This is a genomic window from Runella sp. R0.1_18 (assembly GCF_057652155.1).
Genome location: NZ_JBYFCK010000004.1, coordinates 127,461 through 143,185, shown reverse-complemented (window position 1 = coordinate 143,185; position 15,725 = coordinate 127,461). Strand labels below are relative to the sequence as shown.

General features: G+C 45.0%; 11 protein-coding genes. 2 read left to right on the top strand and 9 right to left on the bottom strand.

Going from position 1 to position 15,725, the window contains the following annotated elements:
* Nucleotides 1–4: 4 nt before the first annotated feature.
* Entirely contained in the window at nucleotides 5–868 is an 864-nt protein-coding gene (locus tag AC23P2_RS08520) for a hypothetical protein (protein ID WP_487772795.1), read from the bottom strand.
* 159 nt (nucleotides 869–1,027) lie between these two features.
* Here AC23P2_RS08520 and AC23P2_RS08515 point away from each other — a divergent pair, with 159 nt between their 5' ends.
* Nucleotides 1,028–1,780 (top strand): hypothetical protein, encoded by a 753-nt coding sequence (locus AC23P2_RS08515; RefSeq protein WP_487772794.1) that lies wholly within the window; start codon nucleotides 1,028–1,030, stop codon nucleotides 1,778–1,780.
* A 122-nt stretch (nucleotides 1,781–1,902) separates the two neighbouring features.
* Here the strand turns inward: AC23P2_RS08515 and AC23P2_RS08510 are convergent, their stop codons facing one another.
* The 4 genes from AC23P2_RS08510 to AC23P2_RS08495 all read right to left on the bottom strand — a co-directional run bounded on the left by AC23P2_RS08510 (nucleotide 1,903) and on the right by AC23P2_RS08495 (nucleotide 7,849).
* The gene (locus AC23P2_RS08510; protein ID WP_487772793.1) at nucleotides 1,903–3,840 is read right to left on the bottom strand and encodes a hypothetical protein; all 1,938 of its coding nucleotides are present in this window, start codon (nucleotides 3,838–3,840) and stop codon (nucleotides 1,903–1,905) included.
* Between the two features lie 9 nt (nucleotides 3,841–3,849).
* The gene (locus tag AC23P2_RS08505; RefSeq protein WP_487772792.1) at nucleotides 3,850–6,171 is read right to left on the bottom strand and encodes an ELWxxDGT repeat protein; all 2,322 of its coding nucleotides are present in this window, start codon (nucleotides 6,169–6,171) and stop codon (nucleotides 3,850–3,852) included.
* Between the two features lie 121 nt (nucleotides 6,172–6,292).
* On the bottom strand, nucleotides 6,293–7,381 hold the full coding sequence (locus AC23P2_RS08500) for an alpha/beta hydrolase (RefSeq protein WP_487772791.1): 1,089 nt from the start codon (nucleotides 7,379–7,381) through the stop codon (nucleotides 6,293–6,295).
* A gap of 75 nt (nucleotides 7,382–7,456) precedes the next feature.
* Entirely contained in the window at nucleotides 7,457–7,849 is a 393-nt protein-coding gene (locus tag AC23P2_RS08495) for a hypothetical protein (RefSeq protein WP_487772790.1), read from the bottom strand.
* Between the two features lie 79 nt (nucleotides 7,850–7,928).
* On the opposite strand from AC23P2_RS08495, the gene AC23P2_RS08490 reads away from it, so the two are divergent.
* The gene (locus AC23P2_RS08490) at nucleotides 7,929–9,905 is read left to right on the top strand and encodes a DUF3857 domain-containing protein (RefSeq protein WP_487772789.1); all 1,977 of its coding nucleotides are present in this window, start codon (nucleotides 7,929–7,931) and stop codon (nucleotides 9,903–9,905) included.
* 5 nt (nucleotides 9,906–9,910) lie between these two features.
* Here the strand turns inward: AC23P2_RS08490 and AC23P2_RS08485 are convergent, their stop codons facing one another.
* From AC23P2_RS08485 to fsa, 4 genes are all read right to left on the bottom strand, one after another.
* Nucleotides 9,911–11,761 (bottom strand): YgiQ family radical SAM protein, encoded by a 1,851-nt coding sequence (locus AC23P2_RS08485; protein WP_487772788.1) that lies wholly within the window; start codon nucleotides 11,759–11,761, stop codon nucleotides 9,911–9,913.
* Nucleotides 11,762–11,951: 190 nt separating this feature from the next.
* Nucleotides 11,952–13,682, bottom strand: a complete 1,731-nt coding sequence (locus AC23P2_RS08480) for a DEAD/DEAH box helicase (protein ID WP_487772787.1) — start codon at nucleotides 13,680–13,682, stop codon at nucleotides 11,952–11,954.
* 331 nt (nucleotides 13,683–14,013) lie between these two features.
* The gene (locus tag AC23P2_RS08475; protein WP_487772786.1) at nucleotides 14,014–14,700 is read right to left on the bottom strand and encodes a cell division ATP-binding protein FtsE; all 687 of its coding nucleotides are present in this window, start codon (nucleotides 14,698–14,700) and stop codon (nucleotides 14,014–14,016) included.
* Nucleotides 14,701–14,783: 83 nt separating this feature from the next.
* Nucleotides 14,784–15,443, bottom strand: coding sequence for a fructose-6-phosphate aldolase (gene fsa, locus AC23P2_RS08470; RefSeq protein ID WP_028524978.1), 660 nt, complete (start codon nucleotides 15,441–15,443; stop codon nucleotides 14,784–14,786).
* Nucleotides 15,444–15,725 lie beyond the last annotated feature (282 nt).

Below are 15,725 nucleotides of genomic sequence, written 5' to 3'. Positions count from 1 at the left end.
GCCTTTATTGCGGATTAAGTCCCCAAGTATTTGCTTCTCTGTTCTTACGACGCGCTTCTTTTTGGGCGGGAGTCAGTTTTTTATGATTGTTACTAACCACAAAAATACTTTGAATAAAAAACTGATTTAGCCTATCCGCAGGAGCATTTTGGAACGACAGATTGGCATCTGTTCCCCAACTCGTCGGTTTTATCCCGTATCTGTACCCAAATTTTACGACGGGGCTAAACGAAATGGGGCGTTTGGGACGAAACATGTGTTCTACTGAAAGTTCGAGAAAGGTGTTTTTATGCAGCAGCGTTGGAGACTGCCCTCCCGTTGGGGAAGTGAGCAAATCGTCAAACGAAACCGACGATGCAGCAGCCCCTGTTTTGTAAATATTCACTCTTGTATCTTGAGAACCCATCCCTAGATTGACAAACCACTGCCGATTACGCCTTAAAATTAGACCGTATCCAAGTGTTACGCTAAATGCTTGAAATCCCAGCCGCGATTTAGTGGCTGTATTTTTATTAGTTTGTGAATTAACCAACCCATACTCTACATTCAGCCCAATTTTAAAGCGTCGTTTTTGAATACCAAATCCATACGATGCCATGGAATTATTCTGTAATCGGGCAAATCCAATCCCCTGTTGATTAAGCGAGCTTCTTAGATGTGCGTAATTACCAATACTATTGTTGATAAAAGGGGCACCCAAATAAAGGTGACTACTCCAATCGTACTCATCGGGGTCAGGAATCACAACCGAATCTTTTTGAGCAAAAGTAGTATGTACCCAACCACTCAATAAAAAAACGAATAAAATTCGCCAGCACTTGCTAGTAACTTTTACGAAGTCAATCGTACAAAAAGAAGATGTTTTCATGGTTGTATTAGGCGTTAATTGTTGCTACAAAACAACGGTGTCTTGGGCAAGTCATCAACAGTTTGTGGCCAAATTGGGGTGATTTGTGGCGAAAAAGCACAAGTTTGAGGCGAGAACAATTTTTTAATGTAACTTTGAATAACCGACAACACAACCACAATGAAGCTCTTATTTAGTATTCTTTTCTTTTTGCTTCCCCTTTGGATTCAGGCGCAATGCCGCCCAGCGACTCCCCAAGAAAACGCCGCTTACGAACGCGTCGTGAAAGAACTTCAACGGCAATTTACAACCAAAACGCCGCAGGGAAGTTGGAAGACTTTTGACGAAAAACATTCGATGGGGGCTTTGGAAGTCACCTCCGAATGGGGCGGGTTTGTGCATCTTTGTACCGACCGCTACGACCTCATCATGGAGCGAGCTGACATTGCTTCGGCCCGAAAAGCGGTGGTTGATTCCATGAAACCTGCCACTTCGACCCTGCCTTCGTTGTACGTTCACCGCGACACGATGTACACCGAAAACCCTCAGGCCATTGCACAACGGGCTAAAGATACCTACTCTATCAGTGTGGAAATGAACCTCGGTAATTACCGATTACAAGATACTGAAAGCGCCCGTTTGGTACAGTCGTCTCAGGTTATCAATGTCTCAGGCACTACCCTCGCGCTTGAAGTATTGTTACAACCTGATTTAAAAGGCGCTACGGGACGTCAAGAAACGGTGATTTTATTGGGTGGGTGGAATACCAAGCCTGTCCAGAGAGGTCAAGATACGCGCTACCAACCTCAGTTTAGAAAAGGAGGCAAATTGGTAGAAAATCTGGTCGTGACCATTACCGCTCCTGTCGAAATCGCCCGCGAAATTGTGCAAGGCATTGATTGGAAGGCAATTGACGCTACGCTTTTGAAGTAAGCGAAATTCGCAGTAAGCTCGGGTTGTGAGCAACCCTCAGCACGCGCACGCAGTAAGTTCGAGTTGGGAGCAACCCTCAGCACGGGAAAAACGGTGACAATTCGACATTCTGCACTCGACACTCAAATCTTAAAAATACTATATCCTAACTCGCGCGTGGAAGCCATGTCAAATGTGTAGGACGTTGAACTATTCGGAATTTTCACCCGCACTTTGTAATTCAATGTTCCCGTAGGAAGTCGGCCTGCGAGGTGGGTAAACAAAAACGTTCGTTGCTGGGCATTGTACGACCCAAATACCATCGGATAAGGCTCATTGTTTTGGAAATATCCACCCATCCACCAGCCATTGTAATGAGCCTCAAAGGGTGTCTGAGGGTAGCCCCCAGTTATCCATGTTTGTCCCCCGTCGATGCTTACATCTACAAACACAAGAGATTGGTTTTCGATGTGGGTTTTGTAAGGTGCTATTTTCTTTTGGGCCAAAATAATACTCTCACGTACCATTGGGTTTATTTTTCCTACCGTATTGGCCTCCCAATTGACGACGCCGTAATTTTGGAGGTTCGCAAAACCAATCATAGCATCGTAAATACGCTGTTCAAAAATATCGGTTGTAGCCAATGAATAAGGGCTAAAGTTGTAGGTGCGCGGCGTAGGTTCCCAGTTTAAAAAGCCTAATTTGGTCGGTTCTTGATAACGGGCGCAGTAAATAGTACTCCAAATAAGCAACAAAAAATGGTCATCGGTTTGCCAAACCAATTCGGGAGAGGTGGTCGTTAATTCAATGCTATTCCTGCCCGCAGGAATGTCTATTTCGGTAAAACCTCGCCAGTGCTGAAACGTAATGCGGTAGGTTTTGTCGGCATTACGCAAGCTTCCGTCTTGGGCGTGCAGCGACACCCGCACCCGCCGATTCCCCAAAGGTGTATTGGGGTCGGCACCAATGTCAACGATGTGGTAGCGCGTAGGAACGCCCGCTGTTATGTTGGTTTTTGGGGTTTCTTTCAGGCGAATAATGTCAGTATTGACCCAATAATTGACGTTGGAATCGTACTGAAGAACCGCCCACATGGCAAATTGCTGCACAAAATCCCACGCTTCCATGTAGTTAAGTTCTTCATTAACAGCGCGGTTATTAAATTTATTTTTGAGCTTCCAAATGGGGTTGTTGGGTACACCCCAATTTGAGTGGATGTTGCCATTCTCATCAAACTGAGGGAAGATAAACGGATCCATTTGGTTGATTGGGCCTGCTCCGTACTGCCAAATTTTCGCGCCGTTGCTGTAAAGTTTTGTTTTGTAAAACAACTCCGTAAAAACATAACTCCAACGGTGCTGTACGTGGTCAAAAAACTGCTGGTCGTCCCAATTTTTGTAGGTAGGGTCAGTGCCACCGTTCAATGTGTGGCGGTACTTTCCATTTTCCCACACTTGTCGCCCCCGCAAAATAGACAGCCATTCTGCATTAGAAAATGTCTCAATGTCCCAGCGAAGAAAGCCCATGCGGCCGTCGCCTGCGTATTTGGCTCGGCGGTCGAGTTCGTATTCAGTCAGTAAAAAAGGATTCCATTTACCTGCCTCATCCACATTTTCAATCGACACCGACACAAAAGGGGCATTGAAACAACGAAAAGTTTTCCCCTGTGCTGAAAGCAATCGATTAGGATCAGGAACGTACACGGGGTTTTTCCCAAAACTTACCCCTTGCACCGTAAAAGCATCCCGAAAAATTCCTTCGTTAATATCCGCATACCGATTTTCTTTGGGTTTACCCTCACCTACTCCCCCAAAAAATGCTTTAAATCCATAGTCTCGAAAGTCTGTCACATCATCCCAAACTACCTTTTGGGCTTCAAAAAGCTTTAATAAATGCCGAAAAGGCTCATTGGTGGCCGTGCTTGACAAATCAAAAGTACCCAGTTTTGCATTGGGGGTGTAGCCTTGCGGATAGCCCCCTTCGTCGGGTTCGTACAGTACTTCTTTAGGAATGCCTTGTGCGTTGGCATTTCTAAAAAGTCCCATTATCAATAACAATATCCCAAAACAACGCTTCATCATTTCTTCAAATTAAAACCTTACCCCCGAAAACAAACCGTTATTGATTATCCACAAAATTCTGTCAAGTGCATTCACTTCACCGTCGAGGTTGATATCTCCTACCAAGTATTTTCCAAACGAGCCATTGGTTTGCGTCCAAACGGTCATATCATTTGCATTAATTTCTGCGCTTGTACCCTTCACAATATCACCTGCGTACATCATGTAGCGCGTATCCTGCATCTTTTGTCCAACCGCGGGGGCATTGGCAGGGATGTATGATTGATTTATACCAAAATCATAGAAAAACCCACCGTTTACAAAAAGTGTAGGCGTGGCCGCCACAATCGGCAGGTGATTACGGTGTTCGACCGCCACGTAATAATTCGTGTATTCCTTTAACCGACTTGGGCAGCCCTGAATACTAGGCACTAAGCCATCGTTTTGAAGTAAGGCAGCTGCTTTAAAAACCGTAGTAGCAGGATTTGCAGGATCCGTTCGTAGCGAAACCAGCACCCAATCCGTGACCGACGGGTCATAGGCAGATACCGTTTCGTTGCCCATGTAATACCAAGGTGCTCCCACGTATGGTTGTCCCGCTGGTGTTTTGGTTGCAAGTGGACTAACGGGCGTTTGTCCTGGCAATAACCCCTGTTGGTTGAGTATTGTTGTCATCGAGCCTATTCCATTGCGGTAGGCTCCCTCTAACAGTACCCGAATACTTCCTACGCTCTCGGGCATAGAAATGGTTCGGAACGTCACCTTAGCTGTACTTGTACAACCAGTGGTATATTGTGCTTCAAGGTAAAAAGTAGTGACCAAACTGTCGAGCATAACACTCGTTGGGTTTGTCACAATAGGGCCGTCGTATGAGCCTTTCCGCCAAATCGGGTTTGTAAAGCTGCCATAGTTTGCGACTTGTGCAGGCAATGACAACGGGCCTTTGTGGCAAATTGTGGTATCCGATGCCACTCGAAGCGGCATACATGCTTCTATTTTCCAGATTTCACTCCCTTTTTTGCCATCATCTGCCGTAAAAAACAGGGTATCACCCAACACAGTAAGGTTACTTATTCCACTTCCCGTTGTTCCCGAATACAACTCCAATACGTTAGTCGCCGCTTCGGTGCCATCGGTTTGCCAAAGTTCTCTTCCCCCAAAATCATCGTAGGCTGTAAAATACACAATCCCTTTTCGGAGGTTAAACATCGACGGCGTACTGTTAGAACCTTCTCCCCCAACGCGAATGTTTTTCACCATTTTTGTCCCAGCCGCCGTTCCGTCCGAACGCCAAAGTTCTTGGCCTGCCTCTCCGTTAGTCGCCGAAAAATAAAGCAGCCCGTTGAGCACTTTGAGGTTTCGGGGGTCGCTGCTTCCACTGCCTGTTTGAATATCTACGGCGAGCACTGTCCCCGCCGCTGTCCCGTTCGACTTCCAGAGTTCGATTCCCGTTTGTCCATCGTTAGCTGCAAAATAAAGCGTGCTACTAAGCGCCGTCAAATAGTGCGGCATTCCACTCATCGAACCACTCCAAATATCCCTTACCTGTACCGTCCCCGCAGCCGTCCCGTCCGACTTCCACAATTCAAAGCCATTGGCGCCATTGGTTGCCGTAAAATACAACGTTCCGTTCAGGTTGGTGAGATACTGAGGATTCGAGCTTCCTATTCCTGCATTAATATCTTTGACCAAAGTAGTTCCTGCCACCGTGCCGTTGGTTTTCCAAAGTTCGTACCCATTAGCGCCGTCGTTTGCCACAAAATACAATGTTCCGTTGACGTTGGTCAATTGTTGAGGATTTGAGCTTCCTGCCCCCGTCACAATGTCTCTGACAATGACCGTGGTGGCATCCGTACCTCCCGACTTCCAGAGTTCACTTCCTGCCCCTGCGGTAGTTGCCACAAAATAAAGCGTTCCATTTACGTTCGTAAAACCACTTGGCATACTTCCCAGCGGACCGTCATTGATGTCCTTCACGCGGGTCGTACCTGCGGCCGTGCCGTTAGATTTCCAAAGTTCGTAGCCGTAACCTGTCTGATCCGCCACAAAATAGAGTGAGCTTCCTACACTCGTGAGGGAGTAGGCCGTGCCTGGCAAATCCAGCACTTTGGCAGTAGTTGCATTTCTTCCCGACGATTTCCACAACCCCACGGTCGAGCCGTTTTGTTTGGCCGTAAAATAAAGGATTCCGTTGTGATTGGTAAGAAAGCGCGGGTCACTTCCCAATGTCGCAGAAGTAGCAAGCGGATCTGCCTGAAGATTAATATCTTTCAATAATAGCGGATATTGAGCATATACACTGCTCACCAGCAATAGCAAACCCCACAATAAATTTTTCCTGACAACTAGCATTACTGGCACCGAGTTTTTCGAATGTCGCCGTAAACGACAAATCGCTGTATCCAAAGAAATGGGTAAAATTTCCTCAGATACAGCAATAAAAGTGCCAAAATGATTGATAATGGGCTATCTATCAGCCAAAGAGCCACTCTACGGCCTTTGGAAACTCTTTGCCCCAGCGCATTTCGGTATGCTCGCCAGCGGGGTCAAGTGATAGTTTAAATTGAAGTCGTTCGTTGTTCCACCCTTGCCGTTCAATCGCCTCTTTCAGGCGCTCCACGCTCGGAATCATATAGCGTCCTTCTTTCCCCCCCGCATAGACGTAGATTTTGGTTTCCAAGGGGTTAAAGAATTCGATGGAGTCAAAATAAATTTTATCCGACACCCAAAGCGATGGCGAAAAAATCATGAGTCGGCCTAGCGTTTCGGGGTACATTAAGCCTGCATATATGCTTATTAAGCCCCCCATAGAACTGCCACCGATGCCCGTAAATTGGCGCTCGGTACGGGTACGATAATTTTTATCAATGTACGGTTTAAGGGTACGAACGATGAAATTGGCGTACTTTTTCCCCGCTCCTTTGCCAAATTTTGGGTGCGTATAGGGTGCAAATTCGTGCAAACGGTCTTCATCTCCGTGGTCAATGGCTACAATGATAATACCGCCTTTGTTTTGCTCGGCCAGTACTGCCATGCGCTTATCTATTTCCCAATTTCCAAAAATAGAACCATCACCAAAAAGGTTTTGCCCATCTTGGAGGTACAATACTGGATAGCGTTTGGTAGAAGTACTGTAGTCGTGCGGGAGGAGAATACGAATACGGCGTTTTTTTCCCAGCTGAGGTATTTCAAAATCTTCCGCCACGGTCTGAATCGTAGGCACGTACGTCACATCAAACGCACGACCATCGCGGCGCCAGTGAGGTACAAAATCCTTTTGGGTAGTATTTTTACCTTTAATACGGCGATTTTGGGGCGCTTCGCCAAAGGCATCAAGCTCTACTTGGTCCCAGCCACCGCGGGTATATTTGTACTCAATGGGTTGTTCGAAGTGAAAATCGGGGGGAAATTGAAAATGATACTTTCCTACTCCTACCTTTTGCATCTGATAACGTTCAATATCAGGATACCACTCACAAAAATTACCAGAAATAAATACAGGACGCTCGTCGTCAACAGTAGTTGTCAACTCAAGCGCCAAAGACGCATTACGGTTACTCATTCCTCACAGGTTAAATGTGTCGGTTTAACACCCACAAAAGTACTAATGTTCAATAAAATTTAAAAATTTCTAGTTTTAATCCTCTTTCTCCTCACTCTGTCGATACCAATACCGAATCACCACTTTTTGAAGTTCGCGCTTGATAATCAATTCGGCAAGTAGTTGTAAACTAGCATGAATCGCGGTTGGAATGGCACGATGAATTTGTTTTTCGGTCAAATCGACTCGATTCAGGAGGTATTTTAGGGTTCCTCCTTTTTTTAAATGCTCGTCTATTTTTTGGGCCAAATATTCACGCAACTCTTCAAACGAATAGCGTTCGTCGATGTCGAGTTCTAAGGGTAACTGCGCCGTTTGGAAGTCTTTTATGAGTTGTAGCAACAAATCGCGCAGCAAGTTGGGTAGCCGAAGCACCTGTTCTAGTTCTTCGGGCGAGGAGTTTGTTAGTTTATCAGTTTCGTGCGGCATTGTTACAAAATAAACGTGCTCCCGTGAGTAACACAATAAAGACAGCAAAATAAAACTTTTATTTCCAACCTTCCGTTATTTGGAAACTACACTAATTCCTTCTCGTATGATGCGCTTTGCGTTGGTGAATTTCAAGGTTTCGTTTCATTTTTTCTTTTTTGCCCTGCTCGTCACTCATCTTTCGGCAGTAGCTCAGCCTAAAGTCAACTTATCGCAATTGAAAGCGAAGTTTCCTAACGATGAAATGGCCTACCTCAATCGCTCCGAAAAAGTAGCCATCGAGGTTGTGAATGGGGAACTTCAAATCGACGTGTTTCACCAGGAAGACCGCGTATTTTTGGACAAACGAGCCAGCGTTTTTGCCGACGAACGTATTTACTTTTCAGACGCTTTTCAAGAAATTAAAGACCTTGATGCTGTCTCATACATTCCCGAAAAATCGGGTTATAATCGTACCCCCGTCACCGACATCAAGACCGAACGCCCCAGCCCAGGAGGAGGCATCTTTTTTGACGACATGCAGGTCAAAAAATTCACCTTTCCAGGCGCCAAAGAAGGAGGTATTGGCACCGTTTCCTATACCGAAAGAGTCAAAAGCCCTTATATGCTTTCGGGCTTTGTTTTTGGAAATTATGTACCTGTCATCAACAGCGAATTTTCGGTTTCATTTCCCGCTTCAGTGAAAGTTTCCTACAAAACCTACGGCGATATGAAGGGGATTATTTTTGCCAAAACAACCCAAAATGGCAAAACGGTTTATACGTGGAAAGCACAAAATTTAAAAGCATCGCCTCTGGAAACGGAATCGCTTTCGTTGCGTCATTACGTGCCACAGGTATTTTTATTTATCGAAAGTTATACCGCCAATGGACAAACAAAGGAGGTATTGGGAGACGTTCAGAAGCTCTTTAATTATTACAAAAGTTTGGTCAAAGACTTAAACAAGCAGCCCAGTTCTCAGCTCAAAGCCCTTACTGATTCGTTGACGCGTGGAAAAAGCGAAGTGGAAAAAATTCGGTCGGTTTATTATTGGGTGCAGGACCACGTCAAATACATTGCCTTTGAAGAAGGGCTTGGAGGATTTATTCCTCGTCAGGCCAACGATGTTTGTCAAAAACGCTACGGTGATTGCAAAGACATGGCCAGCCTTACTTCGTCGATGCTCAATTTGGCAGGAGTGCCGTCGTATTTGGTGTGGATTGGCACCCGTGATATTCCCTACAAATATGCCGAAAATCCTTCTATGAGCGTGGATAACCACATGATTGCAGCGGTGAAGTGGCAAGGGAAATGGCAGTTTTTAGACGCCACCGACGACCGCATCGACTTCGGACTTCCGACCTCGCACATCCAAGGCAAAGAAGCCTTAATAATGACTTCGGAAGACAAGTATGAAATCGTTCCTGTGCCCGTTGTTCCTGCCAATCAAAATACCAAAGTGGACTCAATGGTACTTTCGATTGATGGAAAGACATTGAAAGGAAACGGCACCTTGACTTTTCAAGGACTATGGAAAACATCGCTTAAATCGGCCGTCCAGTACCGTTCGGAGCCACAGCGCGACGAATACTACAAAAACGTACTCAGTCGAGGTTCTAACAAATGCGCCTTGTTAAAAAATGTAGTCACAGGACTTCAAGACCGTGACGTACCTGTTCGTCTTCAATACGCCTTTTCGGTGCCTGATTACGTTCAGGAAGCCGCAGGTGAGCTTTTTATTAACCCTCATTTGACGCGTCCTTGGGCTGATAAACGCCAAGAAGAAAGTCGCAAAAACGACTGGAAACATGAGTTTACGCATATCGAAGACATGGTAACGATTTTGCCTATTCCAAAAGGATATACCGTAACCAACCTTCCTACCAATGCGTCGTTTTCGCACCCTGACTTTGGTTTTAAACTGAGTTATGAACAAAAAAATGACCAAATCGTGGTTCGCAGTCAATGGACGTTGAACTCGCTTTTGGTCAAAAAATCAAGTTTCCCTGAATGGAATAAAATGGTTACTGCCCTTAACGAAGCTTACAGCGAAGTGATTTCGTTGAAGAAGAGCTAACGTCTTTATTTCTTTTTAGCATTTCCTCCCCCCAAAAGGCGATTGGCCAAATCAGGGCGCTTTAGCTTATTGAGACGGTTACGAATCAAATCTCTGTACTCTGGCTTGTACCAGAAGAAGAAGCGATTTTGGTTCTGCTTCTCTTCGCGGGTTTTGGCCGTAAAAACAGGCTTCAACGTATAGGGATGCACTCCTGTGTAATAAATTACTTCCGCAACGGTCATCGGAGTTGGGGTAAAATCCTGTACTTGTTCCAGACGAAAACCCAGTTCTTTCGTTTCGGCCGCCAAATTAGCCATATCCGCCTCTTCACAGCCTGGGTGCGAAGAGATAAAATACGGAATCAAGGGTTGTTTGAGGTTGTGCTTGTCTGAAATCTGATCGTACTTTTTCTTGAAAAGTTTGAAATACTTAAACGATGGTTTACGCATGACACGCAGCGTATCGTCCGATGTATGCTCAGGCGCTACTTTCAACCGACCCGACACGTGGCGCGTAATCAGCTGCTCCATGTACTCGTCGTGGTTGCCGTCTTTGTTGTTTTTGTTAAAATCATCGACTAGCAAATCATACCGAATTCCTGACCCGACAAACGCCTTCTTGATGTTAGGATGCTCATCCACTTTGCGGTAAAGTTCCGTAATGGGCTTGTGCGAGGTGTCTAAGTTGGTACAAATGACGGGGTGAATACAACTTGGGCTCGTACAACGCGCACAAATCGACTCATCTTTGCCTTTCATGCGGTACATATTTGCCGAAGGCCCGCCCAAGTCCGAAAGGTATCCTTTAAACTCTGGGTGTTTCGTTACTTCGTCCACTTCTTTCAAAATCGACTTTTCACTCCGTGAAGCGATAAACTTACCTTGGTGGGCTGAAATTGTACAAAAGCTACAACCTCCAAAGCACCCACGGTGCATGTTTATCGAAAACTTAATCATGTCGTAGGCAGGTATCGGCCCACGGTTTTTGTATTTCGGGTGAGGCAAACGCGTGTAAGGCAAATCAAAAGAGGCGTCGATTTCGGTTTCGGTCATTACCTTAAATGGTGGATTTATCACCAAAACGTCTTCATTGACCAACTGCGTAATGCGATTGGCTTGCCACTTATTGGATTCTACTTCTACAATTTTGAAGTTAGCTGCGTACTTGATTTTATCCTGCAAACATACCTCATGGCTTGCCAGCTCAACTGTTTCCCACTCGTTCCACGTAGGCAGTTCGTCGGATGCTTTTTGCAAATAAGCCACTTGGTGAATGTCACGTAATCCCGAAAAATCGTATCCGTCTTTCAGACGACGCAAAATCTCCCGCAAGGGCTGCTCCCCCATCCCATAAACCAACAAATCAGCTTGTGAATCAGCCAAAATCGTTGGCATCAGGCGGTCTTGCCAATAATCATAATGCGTCACCCGACGAAGCGATGCTTCAATCCCTCCGATAAGTACAGGAACATCGGGATAGAGTTGTTTTAATATTTTGGAATAAACGGTCGTGGCATAGTCAGGTCGAAATCCAGCTTCACCACCAGGCGTATATGAGTCGTTTGAACGAAGGCGTTTGTTGGCCGTATAGTGATTGACCATGGAATCCATACAACCCGCCGTAACGCCAAAGAAGTACTTAGGTCGTCCGAATTTTTTAAAATCGCGCAAATCGTCTTTCCAGTTGGGCTGTGCCACAATCGCTACCCGAAAGCCTTCACTTTCGATAATTCGGCCAATTACGGCTGTTCCAAAAGCAGGGTGGTCAACATACGCATCTCCCGATACAATGACGACATCCACTTCGTCCCAGCCCCGTTTTTCAACCTCTTTCTTTGTAATGGGCAACCAATCGGTTATCGGTCTTTCTAACATAACACCTTAATATTTTTCTTGCGAATGGGAATTTAGCAACTTCACGCGGCTGTGAGTAACTGCGTGCGCTAATTTACTCAACCAAGTATGAAACAAAATAGTTTGAGAAATACCCCAAAACAAAACAGTCCACAATTTACAATATATTGAGCTACTGTAAACTGTGAACTGCCAATGATTACTTTTTTATTTATCGTGCTACTTCGATATTCACTGGTTTTCCTTTGATGGTATTACCACTCATGGCTTCTACCACACGACGAGCATCACGCTCAGGAACGTCAACAAACGAATACGCATCAAAAATGTCAATAGAACCAATCACGCGGCCTGGGATGCCTGCTTCACCCGCAATAGCACCTACGATGTCGCGAGGTTGAACACGGTCTTTGCGACCTACGCTCACAAACAAGCGAATCATACCTGGGTCATTGCGTTTCTGACGGTCACCACCACGGCTATCGCGGTCGCCACCACGACCACCACGGTCACGGTCGCCAAAACGCCCACTACCTTCACCACGTTTTTCGAAACGTCCACCACGGTCATCGCGTGCGCCATTTCTATCTTTAAACTTACGGTCTTCGTCCCATGCCAAGTCAGTATCAGCAAATTCGCTTTTCTGCACTCCCATGTTGATTTTCACCAAAGCGGCTACAATCGTTTCAGTGCTCAGGCCAGTCGTATGGTGCAACATCGTGAGCATATCGCTGTAGATGTCCAAATCACCTTCGGTAGCTGCCTTCTCTACTTGTTCGATAAAACGTGCTTTACGAACGCCCACAATGTCCTCGAACGTAGGAATTACTCCTTTTTCGATGCGAACTTTTGTATAACTTTCGATTTGGCGAAGGCGGAATTTTTCGTCTTTTGCAACCAATGTCAACGCCTTACCTGTACGACCCGCGCGGCCTGTACGGCCAATACGGTGTACGTAATATTCTTCGTCGAGTGGTAGGTCAAAGTTAATTACCGCATCCACACCCGACACGTCGATTCCGCGAGCTGCTACGTCGGTAGCCACCAAGATAGTCGTAGTACCTGCTCTAAACTTGGCCATTACGTTATTACGTTGGGCTTGGCGCAAATCGCCGTGAAGTCCTTCAGCTTGGTAACCGCGTATCATCAAATCTTCCGTAATTTCATCCACTTTACGTTTTGTATTACAGAAGATAATTACTTGTTTCAAGTCGTAAGAATCAATCAAACGGCAAGTTACTTCCGCCTTTGCGCGTTGTTTTACTTCAAAACAAACCTGTTCGATATTTTCGTTGGTTACTTCTTTACGAGTTACTTTAACGAGCACAGGATCATTTTGAAATTTCTGCGTAATGGTCATAATTGGCTTTGACATCGTCGCAGAGAACAATACCGTTTGGCGCTCTCCTGGCATTTCTTCCAAAATGCTTTCGATATCTTCACGGAAGCCCATGTCAAGCATTTCGTCCGCTTCGTCAAGCACCATATAACTTACTTTTTCTAATTTCAAAGCGCGGCGCTCCATCATATCCATCGTACGACCTGGCGTACCTACTACGATATGTACGCCACCGCGCAACGCTTTAATTTGGCGCTCAATCGAATCACCTCCGTAAATCGTTTCAATTTTTACGCCTTTCTTGTATTTCGCCAAGCGACGCAATTCATCGGTTACCTGAACCGCCAATTCACGCGTTGGACACAAAATAAGTACCTGAGTGTGTTTTTCAGTAACGTCAACAAGCTCTAGCGCTGGCAAACCGAAGGCCGCAGTTTTACCTGTACCTGTCTGTGCTTGTCCGATAACGTCTAGTCCTTGTAAAAGATGGGGAATTGCTTGTGCTTGAATAGGAGATGGTTTTTCAAAACCCATTTCGTTGGTTGCTTGTAACAGTTCATCTGATAAGCCCAACGTTTGAAAACTTAATGTTTCTTCTTGCATTGTATTGTTTATATTGAATATTGTGTTGGGAGCATAGAGTACAACAGCACATACAGGCGCGACAGCGTCTCCACACCCACAAACTGAATACTCAATACTCGCTAAAAAAGCACTGCAGCCCGAAGAGTCTCTGTAGGATATAACAGATGGCCTGCGTGTATTTTCTGAGGACGAAAAGAAGGGGTAAACCCTAACACAAAAAATCGCAGAGACGAACGAGCGTGTTCGTGCAGTAAAACTTTGGCAAAAGTAAGACTATTTATCGAATAAACGACAAATGAGAGATAAAATTTTGTATTTTTCGTAGCAATATAAAATTTTGCGGGCTTCGCTACTTAATTTCAGTCACCGCTCCATTTTCGCATTTAACCACCCGAGCAGGATATTTTTTTAGGAAGTCATAATTATGGGTAGCCATCAAAATAGCCGTACCTGCAGTATTGATAGTTTGGAAGACTTGCATGATTTGCTCTCCTACCTCTGGATCGAGGTTTCCTGTAGGCTCATCGGCAAGTAAAATTTGGGGCTCATTGAGCATGGCCCTGGCGATCACCACGCGCTGTTGTTCTCCACCCGAAAGTTGGTGTGGCATTTTTTTGGGAGACGTGCCCAACCCCACTTGCATTAGCACGTCCGAAATCCGTGTTTTAATGGCCGACTTATCCGTCCAGCCCGTCGCACGAAGAACAAACTCTAGGTTTTCTTCAACGTTGCGGTCAAAAAACAATTGAAAATCTTGAAACACAATGCCCAGTTTTCTTCTCAAAAACGGCACTTCTGCTTGTTTCATTTTTTGCAACTCATATCCTACCACTTTTCCTTTACCCGATTCAAGCCACAAGTCACCGTATAGGGTTTTTAATAGCGAACTTTTGCCACTCCCTGTGCGGCCAATAAGAAACACAAAGTCGCCTTTGTTGATTTCAAAATTGACATCCGACAATACCAACTTGTTGCCGTTTTGGTATATATCTACTCCTTCAAGCTTAATGATGGGTTCCGAAGAAAATGCGGTCATTTGTTTGCAGTGGTTAGCGGTCAGTAAGTAGCGATCAGCAGTCAGCGAGTGGAATTGTATGCTGACTGCTGATTGGCTAACTGCTAATTATTGTTTGCTTTTTTGTAATCAGCCAAGAATTTCTCCAATCCAATATCAGTAAGTGGGTGCTTCAACAACGATGTAATAACACTGAGTGGACAAGTTACGACATCCGCGCCAAGTTCCGCACATTTTAACAAGTGAACTGGGTGGCGTACCGACGCAGCCAATACTTCCGTAGTGAATCCGTAATTTTGGTAAATACCCACAATCTGCTCAATCAACTCCATACCGTCCATTGAAATATCGTCCAAACGACCGATAAAAGGAGAAACGTAAGATGCCCCCGCTTTGGCGGCCAACAACGCCTGTCCTGCCGAAAACACAAGGGTACAGTTGGTACGAATGCCACGGTCAGAAAGCGCTTTAATTGCCTTCACTCCGTCTTTAATCATTGGCACTTTCACCACGATTTTGTCATCTATTTCGATAAGCTCACTCGCTTCTTTAAGCATCCCCTCCAAATCGGTCGAAATCACTTCCGCACTCACATCTCCGTCCACAATGTCACAAATCGCTTTGTAATGCGCAATTACATTCGCTTTTCCCGTAATTCCTTCTTTGGCCATAAGCGATGGATTAGTGGTTACACCATCCAAAACGCCTAAATCATACGCTTCTTGAATTTCTTTCAAATTAGCAGTATCAATGAAAAATTTCATAATGAGAGATTTAAGTTATGTCGTGCAAAGTTAGGCAAAGCAGGCCGTATCTAAAATTTTTACCATGAAAATAGCCTTGCCTACTTTTAAAAGTACAACTTACTCCACTATTACCCAAAAAGGCTATTCCTTTTTAATTTTCAAAATTTGCATTATAGAAATTTATTATTGTAATTTGCTCTCTGGTTAGGTTACTTGCGGACAAGAAATACTTGGAACAATCCAAAATACCTTGTAGTGAGTCCTTCCAAGTGACTGGACCAAACAGGTAATCATTCACAA